This is a genomic window from Endozoicomonas sp. ISHI1 (assembly GCF_024606225.1).
Lineage (GTDB): Bacteria > Pseudomonadota > Gammaproteobacteria > Pseudomonadales > Endozoicomonadaceae > Endozoicomonas_A.
Window position 1 is genome coordinate 186,274 of record NZ_JAGRPU010000001.1, and the last position, 20,006, is coordinate 206,279.

The window sequence follows — 20,006 nt, forward strand, 5'->3', positions numbered from 1 at the left end:
AGCAATATTGAATTCCAAAGGATCAGGTAATTAAGGCGCTTGGATGAACTCTTATGTATGTTTGCTGTCTTAAGAGCATAGGGAGGTCACTTTGCATGAGTTACGGATTACCACCAGCCTACGGTTCAACATCGCAACCGTCACAACATCGCTTGCCTGAATCCGATCAGGACGCTCATCAGGACAGAAAGCCTGCATCTGATTTAAACCCGAATGCGCTACCGTTTGTTCCTCGTCGTTCGTGGGAGAACCGGTTTTCGAACGGCCAGGATATTCATCGTCGGCAAACCACTGCACACGGGGTACCTTCTTCCCGGGGTTTGCAGCCCTCAAGAAAGAAGCAATCGCCCATTGCGGCTGAAGAAAACATCAGCCAGGCTTACGAAGCACTAAAAAACCAATGTTTCACCGATGCAGAAGAAACATTCCGGTCCACCTTAGAAGAATACCGGGGCCAACTCAACCAGGCCGACGAACGAAACGCAACCATAGGGCTGGCAAGATCGCTGAAAGAGCAAACCCCGGAAAAACAGAAAGAAGCCTGTTCTCTTCTGCAAAAACTCAGGTCGGAAGAACCATTGACTGAACTCGGGGCTTCCAGAATTCCTAACCTTGACCTGACCCTGAGCCGCTGTGAAATAGCGCTTGGATTGATTCCTGATGCTGAAACACGACTGTTAAAACTGAGAAACATAAATCCCGACGCTGATGAAGAGATCCTTTGCCAGAAATCTCACAATTTTGACGCTGATGTCACCAATGCACGACTGTGGCAGTTTATGAAAAAACACCAGATGACTGAAACACTGCTGGTTAACATGAAAACAGAGCTGACCGAAATGCTGCAGTCACATCGATACAGAGGCGTTGCAGAAAGACTGCGTAAACAACTCCATACCGTCAATATTGCCCTGGTGCGACTCTTGCAGGAGAGGGACCTGTATGAATGGGCTGAAGACCTGCTACTGAAAATGAGTGGCAAGCGATCCAACAACAGTGAGGCGTTACTTTGTAAAGCCTGTGGAGATGATGAAATTGATCTGGCTCTGGCACGACTCTGGCAGCTAATGGGAAAAAACGAGCAGGCTGAAAAACTGCTGCTGAGCATGAGTGGCAAGCACCCCAATGCCAGTGAAGAAATCCTTTGCAGGCCTTATTGGAATCTTGATATTGATATGACTTTGGTGCGGCATTGGGAGGTCATGGACAAATATCACCTGGCTGAAAAACTGCTGCTGAACATGGTTGGCAAGCATCTCGGCCTCAATGAAGCCATCTTGTGTCAGCCCTGTGGAAATGATGAATTGGATCTGATTCTGGCACGACTCTGGTATGAGATAAAGAAATATGAATGGGCAGAAAGACTGCTGCTGAACATGAGTCACAAGCACCCCAATGACAATGAAGAGCGCCTGTGCAAATCATGCGGGAATAAGGATATTGACCTGGCTCTGATAAGAGTTTGGGAGATGCTGGGCAAATATAAATGGGCTGAAAAATTGCTATTAAACGTGGCAGGCAAGTCTCCCCTCGCCAGTGAAGAAGAGCTGTGCAAACCCTGTGGTGATTTTATCATAGACCATACTATGACCAGATATTGGGAGAGAGTGGGCGAGAATAAACGGGCTGAAAAGCTGCTGCTGAACATGAGTGGCAAGTCCCCCAAAGCCACTGAAGAAATACTGTGCCAACCCTGTGGGCACTTTCTGATTGACTTGGCCCTGGTGCGAGTCTGGGAGGCAATGGGCGACTATAAACAGTGTGAAAAACTGTTGCTGAATATCATTGGCAAGCAGCCCGATGACAATGAGGAAGACCTGTGCAGGCCCAGCGGGAACCACGATGTTGATCTGGCCCTGGCACGCCTCTGGCAGATGATGAATAAAAATAAACGGGCCCAAAGACTGATTCAGCGTTGCTGTGATCTCTACCAAACGAGCGAATGTCAATTGGCACTGCTGAGTCTGCATGCCGGGACAGCAAAATTTATGAAAATGATGACCGGCTGTCAGGAAAGTGCCAATACACTGCTGTTAACCTCGATCCATTATTTCAGGCTGGCTACCCGACTGATAGCAGAGGGTGACCCTGGGTCAGGACAAGATAACCTTAAAAAGGCACTTGAGCATGTGGAATCCGCATTGGAGAAAAACCCCTTGAGTGCAAGTGCCTGTTCGCAAAAAGCGCACTGCCTCAGAATGATGCGTTACAGCGAAGACGTGTGGAGTGAATGGTTCAAAAAAGCCAAAACCCTTGACCCCGGCAGGGTAGAAAAGTTTAGAGCTGACGATGCCTGGCGAATCACCGAAGCGATAGCTCTTCAAAAGGTGCAGAATCTGGCACGGCGAACATAAACCTGCCTGCCACTCACCGTTTTATTTAATTCCGGGATTAAGACGCTGCCATGAACTTCTATACCCGTTTGCTGTCTTATGAGCATAAAGGGAGGTTACATTGCCATGAGTTACGGATTACCACCAGCCTACGGTTCTGCATCGCAACCGTCACAACATCGCTTGCCTGAATCCCATCAGGACACTGATAAAGACAGAAAGCCTGCATCGAAATTAGACCCGAATGCGCCACTCTTTGTTCCTCGTGATTCTTGGGACGATCGGTCTTCGGCCAGGTCTTCAGCAATGCCCCAAACTCTTCGCCATCGGCAAACCAGTGCGCACAGAGCCTCTTTTTCTCAAAGGCCGCACCCGTCAACGAATAAGCAATCGACTGTGGCGGCTAAACAAAAAGTCGACCAAGCTTTCAAAGCATTGAAAAAGCAACATTTCACCGATGCAGAAAAACAATTCCTGGCCATCCTGGAAGAATGCCCGGACGAATTGAGCCAATCCGACTACCAAAACTCGGTCATAGGGCTGGCAAGGTCGCTTAAAGAGCAAAACCGGGAAAAACAGATAAAAGCCTGCACTCGTCTGGAAGAACTCAGGTTGAAAGGCCACTTGACTGCACTCAGGGCTTCCAAAATTCACCACCTTGACCTGACCCTGAGCCTCTGTGAACAGGCACTTGGGTGGTTCCCGAAAGCTGAAGAACGACTTATAAGACTGAGAAATATAAAGCCCGATGCTGATGAAGAGATCCTTTGCCAGCATTCCAACTATTTTGACGCTGATATGGCTAATGCCCGACTGTGGTCATTGATGGACAAACATCAGATGACTGAAACACTCCTGGTGAACATGAAAACAGAGTTGACCAGAAAGCTTCAGTCGAATCAATGCCCTGCCAGTGCAGAACACTTCCATAAACGACTCCAGATCGTCAATATTACCCTGGTGCGACTCCTACAGGAGAGAGGCCTGTATGAATGGGCTGAAAAGTTGCTGTTCGACATCAGTGACAAATCATCCAATGACAGTGAGGATTGCCTTTGCAAGGCCAGTGGAAATAATGAAATTGATCTGGCACTGGCACGACTCTGGCAGCTAATGGAAAAAAACGAACAGGCTGAAAAACTGCTGCTGAGCGTGAGTGGCAAGTCCCCCAATGCCAGTGAAGAGATTCTTTGCAGGCCTTTTGGAGATCTTGATATTGATCTAGCTTTGAGTCGGCATTGGCAGAACATGGGCAAAAATCATCTGTCTGAAAAATTGCTCCTGAACATGAGTAGCAAGCACCAGACTGACAGTGTTGAAAAGCTTTGCAGGGTCAGCGGAAAGCGTGTGGTTGATCTGAACCTGGCCTTACTCTGGCAGTCCATGGAAAAGCTGGAACTTTGTGGAAAACTGCTGCTGAACATGAGCGGGAAGCGCCCCGGCAGCAGTGAAGAAATCCTGTGTCAGCCCTGTGGAGATTATGGAATTGACCTGGCCCTGGTCCGATACTGGGAACAGATAGGCCAATATAAAATGGCTGAAAAGCTGCTGCTGAATATGATTGGTAAGCATCCCGGCCTCAATAAAGAAATCCTGTGTCAACCCTGTGGAAATCATACCCTGGATCTGACCCTGGCCCGACTCTGGCAGACGATGGGCAAAAATGAATGGACGGAAAGACTGCTGCTGAACATGAGTCACAAGCACCCCAATGACAACGAAGAACGTCTCTGCAAGCCTTCCGGGAAGAAAGATGTTGATGTGGCGCTGGCAAGAAATTGGGAGGTGCAAGGCAAATATACACTGACTGAAAGATTGCTGTTGAACATGGCCGACAAGTCCCCCTTCGCCGGTGAGGAAGCGCTGTGCAAACGCTCTGGAAATCTTGGCATTGATCTGACTCTGGTGAGATTTTGGGGGAGAACGGGCGACTATAAACGGGCTGAAAAACTGCTGGTGGACCTGAGTGGCAAGAATCCCGAGGCTACTGAAGATTTACTGTGCAAGGCCTGCGGGAACCCTCTGGTTGACCTGGCCCTGGTGCGAATCTGGGAGCTAATGGGCAAACATACACGGGCTGAAAAACTGCTGCTGGACGCGAGTGGCAAGCAACCCGATGACACTGAGGAAGACCTGTGCAAGCCCTGTGGGAATCACTATATTGATCTGGCCCTGGTACTCCTCTGGCAGGTGATGGATAAAAATGAACGGGCTCAAAGACTGATTCATCGCTGCTGTGATTTATACCATACCAGTGAATGTGAATTGGCACTGCTGACCTCATACGTCGGCGAAGCAAGATTTATGGAACTGATTACCGGGTATCAGGAAAGTGCCAATACTCTGCTGTCAACCTCGATCCATTATTTCAAACTGGCTTCTCAGCAGATAGAAGACAATGATCCTGCAGGACAAGATAACCTTAAAAAAGCGCTTGAGTACGTGGAATCCGCACTGGAGAAATACCCCCCGAGCGCAGGCGCTTATTCGCAAAAAGCGCACTGTCTCAGAATGATGGGTTACCCTGAAAACGAATGGCAGGAATGGTTCAGAAAAGCCGAAACCCTTGACCCCAGCCGGGTAGAAAGGTTTAAAGCTAACGACGTTTGGCGAATCAACGAAGCTCGGGCTGTTGAAAAGCTGAAGCATCAGGCACGGCGAACCTAATGCAGCCAAGCATTGACATCCGTACAGTCGCCTCGTTCATCCTGAGCAACCAAACTCCGTTCATCCTGAGCGGGGTTTATTCCAAAAGGTCAGGTCATTAAGGCGCTTGGGTGAACTCTTATGTACTTTTGCTGTCTTAAGTGCACAAAGGGAGGTTAAATTGCCATGAGTTACGGATTACCACCAGCCTGCGGTTCAACATCACAACCGTCACAACATCGCTTGCCTGAATCTAATCAGGACACTCATCAGGACACTCATCAGGACACGGCGTCTGCATCTAAACTCAACCCGAATGCGATACCCTTTGTTCCTCGTCGTTTGAAGAACGATCAGTCTTCAGCTATGTCTTCAGCTATGCCCCCAGCTATTAGCCAACGGCGAATCACTGAGCACAAGGCACCCTCTTCTCAAAGGCCGCACCCGCGAAGGAACAAGCGATCGCCTGAAACAGCAAGAGAAAACATCCGCCAAGCTTACGGAACACTGAAAAAGCGACAGTTCAGCGATGCAGAAGAAAAATTCCAGGCTGTCATAGATGAATTCGGGAGCCAACTCAGCCAGGCCGACTACCAAAACTCAGTCATAGGGTTGGCAAAATCGCTGAAAGAGCAAACCCCGGAAAAGCAGGAAAAAGCCCGTACTCATCTGGAAAAACTCAGGTCGGAAGGACGATTTACTCAACTCGGGGCTTCCACCATTCCTTACCTTGACGAGGTCCTGAGCCGCTGTGAAGAAGCACTTGGATTGCTTTCAAAGGCTGAAACACGGCTGTTAAAAATGAGAAACATAAATCCCGATGCTGATGAAGAGATTCTTTGCCAGCATTCCCACGATTTCAGCGCTGATATTACCATTGCCCGACTGTGGCAGTTGATGGAAAAACACCAGATGTCGGAAACACTTCTGGTGAACATGAAAACAGAGCTGACCAGAAAGCTGCTATCGAATCGAAGCACTGCCACTACGGAAACCCTCCATAGATATCTCGGTATCGTCAATATTGCCCTGGTGCGACTCTTACAGGGGAGAGGCCTGTATGAATGGGCTGAAAAGTTGCTGTTAGACATCAGTAATAAGCGATCCAATGATGACGAGGCGTTCATTTGTAAGGCCAGTGGAGATAATGGCATTGATCTGGCCCTGGCAAGAATCTGGCAGTTGATGGGAAAGAATGAACAGGCTGAAAAACTGCTGTTGAACATGAGTGGCAAGCACCCCAATGCCAGTGAAGAGATTCTTTGCAGGCCTTTTTGGGATCATGATATTGATCTGACTTTGGTGCGGCATTGGGTGGTCATGGAAAAATATCACCTGGCTGAAAAACTGCTACTGAACATCATGGGCAAGCATCCCGGCCTCAATAAAGCCATCTTGTGTCAGTCCTGTGGAAATTTTGAATTGGACGTGATTCTGGCACGACTCTGGCATTCGATGAAGAAATATGAATGGGCTGAAAGACTGCTGTTGGACATGGCTGGCAAATCGCCCTTCGCCAGTGAGGAAGCGCTGTGCAAGTCATGCGGGAATAAGGAGATTGACTTGGCTCTGGTAAGAAATTGGGAGATACAGGAAAAAAATGAATGGGCTGAAAGATTGCTGTTGGACATGGCTGGCAAATCGCCCTTCGCCAGTGAGGAAGCGCTGTGCAAATCCTGTGGAGATTTTACCATCGACCTGACTCTGGTGAGAATTTGGGAGAAAACGGGCAACTATAAACGGCCTGAAAAACTGCTGATGAACATGAGTAACAAGCACCCCGATGACACTGAGGAAAACCTGTGCAAGGCTTGCGGGCATCCTCAGATTGACATGGCCCTGGCACTCACCTGGGAGGCAATGGGCAAACATACACGGGCTGAAAAACTGCTGTTGGACGCGACTGGCAAGCAACCCGATGACTCTGAGGAAGACCTGTGCAGGCCCAGCGGAAATCACGATCTTGATCTGGCCCTGGTATGCCTCTGGCAGGTGATGGATAAAAATGAACGGGCTCAAAGGCTGATTCATCATTGCTCTGATTTATACCATACCAGTGAATGTAAATTGGCACTGCTGAGCTCATACACCGGGGAAGCAAAATTTATGGAACTGATTACCGGGTATCAGGAAAGTGCCAATACTCTGCTATCAACCTCGGTCCATTATTTCAAACTGGCTGTCCGACAGATAAAAAACAATGACCCTGAGTCAGGACAAGATAACCTTAAAAAAGCGCTTGAGTGCGTAGAATCCGCACTGGAGAAATACCCCCCGAGTGCAGGCGCTTATTCGCAAAAAGCGCACTGTCTCAGAATGATGCGTTACCCTGAAGACGAATGGCAGGAATTGTTCAGACTAGCCAGCGCCCTTGACCCCCGCCGGGCAGAAAAGTGTAAAGATAACGACGTTTGGCGAATCACCGAAGCTCTGGCTGTTGAAAAGGTGCAGCGTCAGGCACGGCGAAAATAAGCGCCTGCGGCAAAAATAAGCGCCTGACCAATGAGCCAGCAATATTGAATTCCAAAGGGTCAGGTAATTAAGGCACTTGGGTGAACTCTTATGGACTTTTACTGTCTCAAGAGCATAAAAGGAGTTTACTTTGCCATGAGTTACGGATTACCACCAGCCTGCGGTTCAACATCGCAACCGTCACAACATCGCTTGCCTGATGCCAATCAGGGAACAACTTGTGAATCTGATTTAAACCCGGATGCGCTTCCGTTTGTTCCTCGTGGTTCGAGGAACAAACGGTCTTCGAACACACCCACAGGTATTCGCCAACGGCGAACAGCCAGGCACAAGGCACATTCTTCTCAGAGGCCGCACCCGTCAAAGAAAAAGCAATCGTCTGAAGCGGCAAGAGAAAAAATCGATGAAGCTTACAATTCACTGAAAAACCAACAGTTCAGCGATGCAGAAGAAAAATTCCAGGCCATCTTGCAAGAATACCCGGACGAACTCAGCCGGGCTGACTATCAAAACTCAGTCCTGGGGCTGGCCAGATCGCTAAAAGAGCAAACCCCGGAAAAGCAGGAAAAAGCCCGTACTCATTTGCAAAAACTCAGACTGAATGGACCATTGACTGCATTCGGGGCTTCCGTCATTCCTAACCTTGACCTGACCCTGAGCCGCTGTGAAGAGGCGCTTGGGTCACGCTCGGATGCTGAAAAACGACTTGTAAAACTGAGAAATATGAACCCCGATGCTGATGAAGAGATCCTTTGCCAGCATTCCCACAATTTCGACGCTGATATTACCAATGCCCGTCTGTGGCAGTCGATGGAAAAACACCAGATGGCTGAAACACTCCTGGTGAATATGAAAAAAGAGCTGACCAGAATACTGCTGTCGAATCGATGCGCTGCCACTGCAAAAACACTGCATAAACAGCTCCAGATTGTCAATATTGCTCTGGTGAGACTCTTGCAGGAGCGAGGCTTATATGAATGGGCAGAAGATTTACTGCTGGATATGAGTGGCAAGCAAGCCAACTACAGTGAGGAGTTCCTTTGTCAACCCTGTGGAAATGATGAAATTGATCTGGCTCTGCTGCGACTCTGGGAGCTGATGTGTAAACATGAACGGGTTGGCAGACTGCTGCTGAATATGAGTGGCAAGCGCCTGGATGGCACTGAGGAAGACCTCTTCACTCCCTATGAAGACCGTGATATTGATCTGGCCCTGGCGCGACACTGGCATAGGATGGGCAAATATCAATGGGCTGAAAGACTGCTGCTGAACATGAGTGACAAGCACCTCTCTGACACTGAGGAAGACCTGTGCACGCCCTCTGGAGACCGTGAGATTGACCTGGCTCTGCTGCGAGTCTGGGAGCTGCAGGGCAAATATAAACTCACGGAAAAATTGCTCTTGAACATGATTAACAAGCACCCCGACGACAGCGAGGACGACCTGTGCAGACCCTCTGAAGATTTTATGATTGACCTGACTCTGGTAAGGCATTGGCAGATAGCGAGCAAATTTAAACGCTCTGAAAGACTGCTGCTGAACATGAGTGGCAAGGATCCCAATGCCTGTGCAGAAGACCTGTGCCAACCTTGCGGGAATTTCGATATTGATCTGAACCAGGCACTCCTTTGGCAGGCAATGGGCAAGAGTCAATGGAGTGAAAGACTGCTTCTGAACATGAGCGGCAAGCACCCCGAAGCCACTGAAGAATTTCTGTGCAAGCCCTATGGGCATCCTCTCATTGACCTGGCCATGGCGCGACTTTGGGAGTTAACGGGCAAATATAAACGGTGTGAAAGACTGTTGCTGAACATCATTGGCAAGCACCCCGATAACAATGAGGAAAACCTGTGCAAACCCAGCGGGACTCGCGATATTGATCTGACTCTGGTTCGCCTCTGGCGGATGATGAATAAAAAAGAACGGTCTCTAAAACTGCTCCATCGTTGCTGTGATTTATACCACGCGAGTGAATGTGAATACACACTCCTGAGTATCTATGCCGGGACCACAAGATTTATGGAATTAATGAGCGGATGTCAGGAAAGTGCCAATACTTTACTGACATGCTCGATCCATTATTTCAGGCTGGCTACCGGGCAGATAACAGACAATGACCTTGAGTCAGGACGAAATAACCTTAAAAAAGCGCTTGAGTCTGTGGAATCGGCGCTGCAGAAATACCCCGCCACTGCAGGCGCTTATTCGCAAAAAGCGCACTGTCTCAGAATGCTAAGTTACAGTGAAGGTAACAGTGAAGACGTGTGGACTGAATGGTTCGACAAAGCCAAAGTTCTTGACCCCAGCCGGAAAGAGCGGTTTAAGGATAACGACGATTGGCGAATCACCGAAGCACTTGCTGTTAAAAAGCTTCAGGATATGGCACAGCAAACATAAACCTGTCTACGGCTCAGGGAATTAAGACGCTTCCATGAACTTCTACCTCCGTTTGCTGTCTCAAGAGCTTAAAGGGAGGTTACTTCGCCATCAGTTACGGATTACCACCAGCCTATGGTTCAACATCGCAACCGTCACAAAATCACCTGCCTGATTCCGATCAGGACGCTCATCAGGACACAAAGCCTGCATCCGATTTAAACCCGAATGCGCAACCGTTTGTTCCTCGTGGTCCCTGGTCGAACACGCGCACGGATATTCGCCGTCGGCGAACCACCGGGCACAGCAAACCTTCTGTTCAGAGGTCACACCAGTCAACCAGAAAGAAATCGCCTGAACCGGCTGAAAGAAAAATCCGTGAAGCCTATATAGCACTGAAAAACCAGCATTTCAGCTACGCAGAAGCCACATTCAAGGCTGTCTTGGAAGAATACCGGGTCCAACTCAGCGACGCCGACGAACAAAGCTCAGTCATGGGACTGGCAAGATCGTTGAAAGAGCAAAACCGGGAAAAACTGAAAGAAGCCTTTGATCTTCTGGAAGCATTCAGATCGAAAGGATCATTGACTCCATTAGGGGCTTCCACCATTCACAACCTTGACCTGACCCTGAGCCGCTGTGAACAGGCACTTGGGTTATTCTCGAAAGCTGAAGAACGACTGATAAGACTGAGAAATATAGACCCCGATGCCGATGAAGAAATCCTTTGCAAGAAATCTCACAATTTTGACGCTGATGTTACCAATGCCCGACTGTGGCAGTTTATGAAAAAACACCAGATGACTGAAACACTGCTGGTGAACGTGAGAAAAGAGCTGACCAGAAAGCTGCTATCGAATCGAAAAACTGCCACTGCGGAAACCCTTCATAAACATCTCCATATCGTCAATATTGCCCTGGCGCGACACTTACAGGAGAGAGGCCTGTATGAATGGGCTGAAAAGTTGCTGCTGGAGATGATTGGCAAGCGACCCAATAACGGCGAGGCGTTCCTTTGTGAGGCCTGTGGGGATAATGAAATTGATCTGGCCCTGGCACGACTCTGGCAGTTGATGGGAAAGACTGAACGGGCTGAAAAACTGCTGTTGAACAGGAGTGGCAAGCCCCCCAATGCCAGTGAAGACATTCTATGCACTCACTCTGGAAATCGTGAAATTGACCTGGCCCTGGTGCGACTCTGGCAGACAAAAGGCAAACACGAATGGTCTGAAAAATTGCTGCTGAACATGAGTCGCAAGCACCCTGATGCCAGTGCCGAAATGCTGTGCAAGCCTTTTGGGCATTACGTTATTGATCTGACTTTGGCGCGGCATTGGGCGATCATGGGCAAGCATCAGCTGGCTGAAGGATTGCTACTGAACATGAGTGGCAAACACCTCGGTGACCGTGTTGAAAGGCTTTGCAGGGTCAGTGGAAACCGTGAGATTGACCTGAGCCTGGCCCTGGTCTGGCAAGTTACGGAAAAGCTGGAACTTTCTGGAAAGATGCTGCTGAACCTGAGCGGCAAGCACCCTGGTAACAGTGAAGAAATCCTGTGTCAGCCCTGTGGAAATTATGAAATTGATTTGGCCCTGGTTCGATACTGGGGGCGAGTAGGCCAATATAACAGGGCTGAAAATCTACTGCTGAACATGATGGGCAAAAAACCCAATCAAAATAAAGAAATCCTGTGTCAACCCTGTGGAGATCATGTCCTGGATCTGGCTCTGGCCCGACTCTGGGAGACGATGGGCAACTATGAATGGGCTGAAAGACTGCTGCTGAACATGAGTCACAAGCACCCCAATGACAATGAAGAACGCCTGTGCAAGCCTTGTGGAAAGCAAGAGATTGATCTGGCACTGGCAAGAAATTGGGAGATGCAGCACAAATATACACTGACTGAAAGGTTGCTGTTGAACATGGCCGGCAAGTCTCTCTTCGCCGGAGAGGAAGCGCTGTGCAAACCCACCGGAAATCTCAACATTGATCTGACTCTGGTGAAATTTTGGGAGCTAACGGGCGACCATAAACGGACTGAAAAACTACTGCTGAACATGAGTGGCAAGCATCCCAAAGCCACTGAAGAATTACTGTGCAAACCCTGTGGGCGTCCTCTGATTGACCTGGCCCTGGCACGAATCTGGGAGGTAATAGGCAAACATACACGGTCTGAAAAACTGTTGCTGAACATGAGTGACAAGCACCCCGATGACACTGAGGAAGACCTGTACAGACCCAGCGGAAATCACGATCTTGATCTGGCCCTGGTCCGCCTCTGGCAGGTGATGAATAAAAATGAACGGGCTCAAAGACTGATTCATCGCTGCTGTGATTTATACCATACCGGTGAATTTGAATTGGTACTTCTGTACTCACACACCGGGGAAGCAAAATTTATGGAACTGATTACCGGGTATCAGGAAAGTGCCAATACTCTGCTGTCAACCTCGGTTCATTATTTCAGACTGGCTGCTCAGCAGATAGCAGACAATGACCCTGAGTCAGGACAAGATAACCTTAAAAAAGCGCTGGAGTACGTGGAATCCGCACTGGAAAAATACCCCCCGAGTGCAGGCGCTTATTCGCAAAAAGCGCACTGTCTCAGAATGATGCGTTACCCTGAAGACGAATGGCAGAAATGGTTCAGAAAAGCCGACACCCTTGACCCCAGCCGGGGAGGAAAGTTTAAAGCTAACGACGTTTGGCGACTCACCGAAGCTCGAGCAGTTGAAAAGGTGAAGCATCAGGCAAGGCTAACATAAGCGCCTTCGGCGAAAATAAGAGTCTGGCCAATGAGCCAACAATATTGAATTTCAGAGGGTCAGGTAATTAAGGCGCTTGGGTGAACTCTTATGTACGTTTGCTGTCTTAAGAGCACAAAGAGAGGTTACTTTGCCATGAGTTACGGATTACCACCAGCCTGCGGTTCAACATCGCAACCGTCACAACATCGCTTGCCTGAACTTAATCAGGAAAAACATCAGGACACTGCGTCTGCATCTAAACTCAACCCGTATGCGCTACCCTTTGTTCCTCGTGGTTTGAAGAACGATCGGTCTTCGGCTATGTCTTCAGCTATGCCCCCAGCTATTCGCCAACGGCAAACCACTGAGCACAAGGCCCCCTCTTCTCAAAGGCCGCAACCGTCAAGGAACAAGCAATCGCCTGAAGCGGCAAGAGAAAAAATCAATGAAGCTTACAAAGCACTGAAAAAGAAACAGTTCAGCGATGCAGAAGAAAAATTCCAGGCCGTCATAGATGAATTCGGGAGCCAACTCAACCAGACCGACTATCAAAGATCAGTCTTTGGGTTGGCAAAATCGCTGAAAGAGCAAACCCCTGAAAAGCAGAAAAAAGCCTGTTCTCATCTGGAAGAACTCAGGTCGGAAGGACGATTGACTAAACTCGGGGCTTCCACCATTCCTTACCTTGACCTGAACCTGAGCCGCTGTGAAGAAGCACTTGGATTGCTTTCAAAGGCTGAAACACGACTGTTAAAACTGAGAAACATAAATCCCGGTACTGATGAAGAGATTCTTTGCCAGCATTCCCGCAGTTTCGACGCTGATATTACCATTGCCCGACTATGGCAGTTGATGGAAAAACACCAGATGTCGGAAACACTCCTGGTGAACTTGAAAACAGAGCTGAACAGAAGGCTGCTATCGAATCCTGGCACTGCCACTGCGAAAACCCTCCATAAATATCTCCATATCGTCAATATTGCCCTGGTGCGACTCTTACAGGAGAGAGGCCTGTATGAATGGGCTGAAAAGTTGCTGTTAGACATCAGTAATAAGCGATCCAATGATGACGAGGCGTTCCTTTGTAAGGCCAGTGGAGATAATGGAATTGATCTGGCCCTGGCAAGACTCTGGCAGTTGATGGGAAAGAATGAACAGGCTGAAAAACTGCTGTTAAACATGAGTGGCAAGCCCCCCAATGCCAGTGAAGAGATTCTTTGCAGGCCTTTCAGGAATCGTGACATTGATCTGACTTTGATGCGGCATTGGGAGGTCATGGACAAATATCACCTGGCTGAAAAACTGCTGCTGAACATGATTGGCAAGCAGCCCGGCCTCAATGAAGCCATCTTGTGTCAGTCCTGTGGAAATTTTGAATTGGACCTGATTCTGGCACGACTCTGGTACTCGATGAAGAAATATGAATGGGCTGAAAGACTACTGCTGGACATGTGTGACAAACGCCCCAATGACAATGAGGAGCGCCTGTGCAAGTCATGCGGAAATAAGGAGATTGACCTGGCTCTGGTAAGAAATTGGGAGGTACTGGGTAAATATGAATGGGCTGAAAGATTGCTGTTGGACATGGCTGGCAAATCGCCCTTCGCCAGTGAGGAAGCGCTGTGCAAACCCTCTGGAAATATTAGCTTCGATCTCACTCTGGTGAAATTTTGGGAGAGAACGGGCGACTATAAACGGCCTGAAAAACTGCTGCTGAACATGAGTGACAAGCACCCCGATGACACTGAGGAAAACCTGTGCAAGGCCTGCGGGCATACTCTGATTGACCTGGCCCTGACGAGAATCTGGGGGGCAATGGGCGAACATACACGGTCTGAAAAACTGTTGCTGGACATGAGTGGCAAGCAACCCGATGACTCAGAGGAAGACCTGTGCAGGCCCAGCGGAAATCACGATCTTGATCTGGCACTGGTACTCCTCTGGCAGCTGATGGATAAAAATGAACGGGCTCAAAGACTGATTCATCGTTGCTCTGATTTATACCATACCAGTGAATGTGAATTTGCACTGCTGACCTCATACACCGGGGAAGCAAAATTTATGGAACTGATTACCGGGTATCAGGAAAGTGCCAATACTCTGGTGTCAACCTCGGTCCATTATTTCAGACTGGCTGCTCAGCAGATAACAGACAATGACCCAGAGTCAGGACAAGATAACCTTAAAAAAGCGCTGGAGTACGTGGAATCTGCACTGGAGAAATACCCCCCGAGTGCAGGCGCTTATTCGCAAAAAGCGCACTGTCTCAGAATGATGCGTTACCCTGAAGATGAATGGCAGGAATGGTTCAGAAAAGCCGACACCCTTGACCCCAGCCGGGGAGAAAAGTTTAAAGCTAACGACGTTTGGCGAATCATCGAAGCTCAAGCGGTTGAAAAGGTGAAGCATCAGGCACGGCGAACCTAAGCACCTGGCCAATGAGCCAGCAATATTGAATTCCAAAGGGTCAGGTCATTAAGGCGCTTGGGTGAACTCTTATGCACTTTTGTTGTCTTAAGAGCACAAAGAGAGGTTACTTTGCCATGAGTTACGGATTACCACCAGCCTACGGTTCAACATCGCAACCATCACAACATCGCTTGCCTGAACCTAATCAGGAAACACATCAGGACACTCGTCAGGACACGGCGTCTGCATCTAAACTCAACCCGTATGCGCTACCCTTTGTTCCTCGTGGTTTGAAGAACGATCGGTCTTCGGCCAGGTCTTCAGCTATGTCTTCAGCTATGCCCCCAGCTATTCGCCAACGGCAAACCACTGAGCACAAGGCACCCTCTTCTCAAAGGCCGCACCTGCCAAGGAACAAGCAATCGCCCAAAGAGGCAAGAGAAAACATCAGCCAAGCTTACACAGCACTGAAAAAGCGAAATTTCAGCGATGCAGAAAAAAAATTCAAGGCCGTCATAGATGAATTCGAGAGCCAACTCAGCCAGGCCGACTACCAAAGCTCAGTCGTAGGGTTGGCAAAATCGCTGAAAGAGCAAACCCCGGAAAAGCAGAAAAAAGCCTGTTCTCATCTGGAAGAACTCAGGTCGAAAGGACGATTGACTAAACTCGGGGCTTCCACCATTCCTTACCTTGACCTGGTCCTGAGCCGCTGTGAAGAAGCACTTGGATTGCTTTCAAAGGCTGAAACACGGCTGTTAAAACTGAGAAACATAAATCCCGATGCTGATGAAGGGATTCTTTGCCAGCATTCCCGCAGTTTCGACGCTGATATTAACATTGCCCGACTGTGGCAGTTGATGGAAAAACACCAGATGTCGGAAACACTCCTGGTGAACTTGAAAACAGAACTGACCAGAAAGCTGCTATCAAATCGAAGCACTGCCACTGCGGAAACCCTCCATAGACATCTCCATATCGTCAATATTGCCCTGGTGCGACTCTTACAGGAGAGAGGCCTGTATGAATGGGCTGAAAAGTTGCTGTTAGACATCAGTGGCAAGCAATCCAATAACGACGAGGCGTTCCTTTGTAAGGCCTGTGGAGATAATGGAATTGATCTGGCCCTGGCAAGACTCTGGCAGTTGATGGGAAAGAATGAACAGGCTGAAAAACTGCTGTTGAACATGAGTGGCAAGCACCCCAATGCCAGTGAAGAGATTCTTTGCAGGCCGTTTAGGAATCGTGAAATTGATCTGACTTTGGTGCGGCATTGGGAGGTCATGGACAAATATCACCTGGCTGAAAAACTGCTGCTGAGCATGATTGGCAAGCATCCCGGCCTCAATGAAGCCATCTTGTGTCAGTCCTGTGGAAATTTTGAATTGGACGTAATTCTGGCACGACTCTGGCATGCGATAGAAAAATATGAATGGGCTGAAAAACTGCTGCTGGACATGTCTGGCAAAAGCCCCAATGACAATGAGGAAAGCTTGTGCAAGTCATGCGGGAATAAGGATATTGACCTGGCTCTGCTAAGAAATTGGGGGATACAGGGAAAAGATGAATGGGCTGAAAGATTGCTGTTGGACATGGCTGGCAAATCACCCTTCGCCAGTGAGGAAGCGCTGTGCAAACCCTGTGGAGATTTTACCATCGACCTGACTCTGGTGAGATTTTGGGAGAGAACGGGCGACTATAAACGGCCTGAAAAACTGCTGCTGAACATGAGTGACAAGCACCCCGATGACACTGAGGAAGACCTGTGCAAGGCCTGCGGGCATCCTCTGGTTGACCTGGCCCTGGAGCGAATCTGGGAGGCCATGGGCGAATATACACGGTCTGAAAAACTGTTGCTGAACGTCAGTGGCAAGCAACCCGATGACTCTGAGGAAGACCTGTGCACGCCCAGCGGAAATCACGATCTTGATCTGGCCCTGGTATGCCTCTGGCAGGTGATGGATAAAAATGAACGGGCTCAAAGACTGATTCATCGTTGCTCTGATTTATACCATACCAATGAATGTAAGTTGGCACTGTTGTCCTCATACATCGGGGAAGCAAAATTTATGGAACTGATTACCGGGTATCAGGAAAGTGCCAATACTCTGCTATCAACCTCGGTCCATTATTTCAAACTGGCTGTCCGACAGATAAAAAACAATGACCCTGAGTCAGGACAAGATAACCTTAAAAAAGCGCTTGAGTGCGTAGAATCCGCACTGGATAAATACCCCCCGAGTGCAGGCGCTTGTTCGCAAAAAGCGCACTGTCTCAGAATGATGCATTACCCTGAAGACGAATGGCAGGAATGGTTCAGAAAAGCCCGCACCCTTGACCCCAGCCGGGGAGAAAAGTTTAAAGCTAACGACGTTTGGCGAATCACCGAAGCTCGAGCGTTTGAAAAGGTGAAGAATCAGACACGGCGAACATCAGTACCTGGCCAATGAGCCAGCAATATTGAATTCCAAAGGGTCAGGTCATTAAGGCGCTTGGGTGAACTCTTATGCACTTTTGTTGTCTTAAGAGCATAAAGGGAGGTTATTTTTCCATGAGTTACGGATTACCACCAGCCTGCGGTTCAGCATCGCAAACGTCACAAAACCGCTTGCCTGATGCTCATCAGAAAACAACGCCTGCATCGAATTTAAACCCGAATGCGCTTCCGTTTGTTCCTCGTGATTCGAGAGACAACCGGTTTTCGAACAGCCAAAATATTTGCCATCGGCGAACCACTGCGCACGGGGCACCTTCTTCCCAGAGTTCGCAGCCGTTAAGAAAGAAGCAAACGCCCATAGCGGCTAAAGAAAAAATCAGCGAAGCATACGAAGCACTGAAAAACCAACATTTCAGCCATGCAGAAGAAAAATTTCAGGCCATCTTGCAAGAATACGAGGACCAACTCAGCCAGGCCGATTACCAAAACTCTGTCATAGGGCTGGCAAGATCGCTAAAAGAACAAACTCCAAAAAAGCAGAAAGCAGCCTATTCTCGTCTGCAAGAACTCAGGTTGGAAGAACCATTGACTGAACTCGGGGCTTCCAAAATCCCTAACCTTGACCTGACCCTGAGCCGCTGTGAACAGGCACTTGGACTGTTTTCGGATGCTGAAACACGACTGTTAAGACTGAGAAACATAAATCCCGATGCTGATGAAGAGATTCTTTGCCAGCATTCCCACAATTTCGACGCTGATATTACCAATGCCCGACTGTGGCAGTTTATGGAAAAACACCAGATGACTGAAACACTCCTGGTGAACATGAAAAAAGAGCTGACCAACGCACTGCAGTCGAATCCATACAGAGCCACAGCAAAAACTCTGTATCAACAACTCCGTACCATCAATATGGCCCTGGCGCGACTCCTACAGGAGAGAGGCCTGTATGAATGGGCTGAAGAGTTACTGTTAGACATCAGTGGCAAGCGATCCAATAACAGCGAGGCGTTCCTTTGCAAGCCCTGTAGAAATAATGAAATTAATCTGGCACTGGCACGACTCTGGCAGGTAATGGGAAAGCATGAACGGACTGAAAAACTGCTGCTGAACATGAGTGGCAAGCACCCCAATGCCAGTGAAGAGATTCTTTGCAGGCCTTTTGGGGTTTTTGCTATTGATATGGCTTTGGTGCGGCATTGGGAAATTATGAATAAACACAAACCGTCCGGAAAGTTGCTGCTGAACATGTGTGACAAACACCCCGATGCCAGTGAGGAGGTTCTTTGCAGGCCTTTTGGGAATCTTGATATTGATCTGCCTTTGGTGCGGCATTGGGAGATCACGGGCAACTATCATCTGGCTGAAAAACTGCTACTGAACATGCTTGGCAAGCAGCCCGGCAAAAACAAAGAAATCCTGTGTCAACCCTGCGGAAATTATGATCTGGATCTGAAGCTGGCGCGACTCTGGCATGATATGGGCAACTATGAATGGGCTGAAAGACTGCTGCTGAACATGTGTGGCAAAGACCCCAATGGCAATGAAGAACACCTGTGCAAACCTTGCGGGAATAACGATATTGACCTGGCCCTGATAAGAAATTGGGAGATGCTGGGCAAATATGAATGGGCTAAAAAATTGCTATTTAGCGTGGCAGGCAAGTCTCCCCTCGCCAGTGAGGAAGAGCTGTGCCAACCCTGTGGCGATTTTAACATCGACCTGACTCTGGTGAGATATTGGGGGATAGTGGGCGAGAATAAACGGTCTGAAAAACTGCTGCTGAACATGAGTGGCAAGCCCCCCAAAGCCACTGAAGAATTACTGTGCCAACCCTGTGGGCAGCCTCTGATTGACATGGCCCTGGTGCGAACCTGGGAGGTAATGGGCGACTATAAACTGTGTGAAAAACTGTTGCTGAACATGATAGGCAAGCAGCCCGATGACAATGAGGAAGACCTGTGCAGGCCCAGCGGAAATCACGATGTTGATCTGGCCCTGGTACGTCTCTGGCAGATGATGAATAAAAACGAACGGGCCCAAAGACTGATTAAGCATTGCTGTGATGTCTACCCAACGAGCGAATGTAAATTGGCACTGCTGAGTCTGCAAGCCGGGACAGCAAGATTTATGAAAATGATGATGGCCCATCAGGAAAGTGCCAATACACTGCTGTTAACCTCGATCCATTATTTCAGGCTGGCTACTCGAAAGATAGCGGATGATGACCCTGAGTCAGGACAAGATAACCTTAAAAAGGCGCTTGAGTATGTGGAATCCGCATTGAAGAAATACCCCTTGAGCGCAGGCGCTTGTTCGCAAAAAGCGCACTGTCTCAGAATGATGGATTTCAGTGAAGAGGTATGGAGGGAATGGTTCAATAAAGCTCACACCCTTGACCCCGGCAGGGTAGAGAAGTTTAAAACTGACAATGATTGGCGAATCACCGAAGCGATAGCTCTTCAAAAGGTGAAGCATCTGGCACAGCCAACCTGAGCGCCTGCGGCGAAAATAAGAGTCTGGCCAATGAGCCAGCAATATTGAACTCCAAAGGGTCTGGAAATTCAGGCTCCTGAACTCTTATGTACT

Annotated in this window: 8 protein-coding genes; all 8 read left to right on the forward strand. The window is 48.7% G+C overall.

What is annotated here, in order from left to right:
- Nucleotides 1-95: 95 nt before the first annotated feature.
- The 8 genes from KBW69_RS00725 (at nt 96) to KBW69_RS00760 (ending at nt 19,913) form a co-directional block, all read left to right on the forward strand.
- Nucleotides 96-2,354 (forward strand): lipopolysaccharide assembly protein LapB, encoded by a 2,259-nt coding sequence (locus KBW69_RS00725; protein ID WP_257279541.1) that lies wholly within the window; start codon nt 96-98, stop codon nt 2,352-2,354.
- Nucleotides 2,355-2,459: 105 nt separating this feature from the next.
- Entirely contained in the window at nt 2,460-5,000 is a 2,541-nt protein-coding gene (locus KBW69_RS00730; RefSeq protein ID WP_257279542.1) for a lipopolysaccharide assembly protein LapB, read from the forward strand.
- A 165-nt stretch (nt 5,001-5,165) separates the two neighbouring features.
- The gene (locus KBW69_RS00735) at nt 5,166-7,451 is read left to right on the forward strand and encodes a hypothetical protein (RefSeq protein WP_257279543.1); all 2,286 of its coding nucleotides are present in this window, start codon (nt 5,166-5,168) and stop codon (nt 7,449-7,451) included.
- A 135-nt stretch (nt 7,452-7,586) separates the two neighbouring features.
- Complete coding sequence (locus KBW69_RS00740) at nt 7,587-9,848, forward strand: tol-pal system YbgF family protein (RefSeq protein WP_257279544.1); 2,262 nt, start codon at nt 7,587-7,589, stop codon at nt 9,846-9,848.
- Nucleotides 9,849-10,270: 422 nt separating this feature from the next.
- The gene (locus tag KBW69_RS00745) at nt 10,271-12,592 is read left to right on the forward strand and encodes a hypothetical protein (RefSeq protein ID WP_257279545.1); all 2,322 of its coding nucleotides are present in this window, start codon (nt 10,271-10,273) and stop codon (nt 12,590-12,592) included.
- A gap of 135 nt (nt 12,593-12,727) precedes the next feature.
- Complete coding sequence (locus tag KBW69_RS00750) at nt 12,728-15,001, forward strand: hypothetical protein (protein ID WP_257279546.1); 2,274 nt, start codon at nt 12,728-12,730, stop codon at nt 14,999-15,001.
- Between the two features lie 116 nt (nt 15,002-15,117).
- A complete protein-coding gene (locus KBW69_RS00755) occupies nt 15,118-17,430 on the forward strand; it encodes a hypothetical protein (RefSeq protein WP_257279547.1) in 2,313 nt (770 codons plus the stop codon).
- A 101-nt stretch (nt 17,431-17,531) separates the two neighbouring features.
- Complete coding sequence (locus KBW69_RS00760; RefSeq protein WP_257279548.1) at nt 17,532-19,913, forward strand: hypothetical protein; 2,382 nt, start codon at nt 17,532-17,534, stop codon at nt 19,911-19,913.
- Nucleotides 19,914-20,006: the final 93 nt, after the last annotated feature.

What these genes read in the sequence shown, in the direction of transcription:
- KBW69_RS00725 (WP_257279541.1), top strand. Translation starts at nt 96, where the DNA reads ATGAGTTACGGATTACCACCAGCCTACGGTTCAACATCGCAACCGTCA.
- KBW69_RS00730 (WP_257279542.1), top strand. Translation starts at nt 2,460, where the DNA reads ATGAGTTACGGATTACCACCAGCCTACGGTTCTGCATCGCAACCGTCA.
- KBW69_RS00735 (WP_257279543.1), top strand. Translation starts at nt 5,166, where the DNA reads ATGAGTTACGGATTACCACCAGCCTGCGGTTCAACATCACAACCGTCA.
- KBW69_RS00740 (WP_257279544.1), top strand. Translation starts at nt 7,587, where the DNA reads ATGAGTTACGGATTACCACCAGCCTGCGGTTCAACATCGCAACCGTCA.
- KBW69_RS00750 (WP_257279546.1), top strand. Translation starts at nt 12,728, where the DNA reads ATGAGTTACGGATTACCACCAGCCTGCGGTTCAACATCGCAACCGTCA.
- KBW69_RS00755 (WP_257279547.1), top strand. Translation starts at nt 15,118, where the DNA reads ATGAGTTACGGATTACCACCAGCCTACGGTTCAACATCGCAACCATCA.
- KBW69_RS00760 (WP_257279548.1), top strand. Translation starts at nt 17,532, where the DNA reads ATGAGTTACGGATTACCACCAGCCTGCGGTTCAGCATCGCAAACGTCA.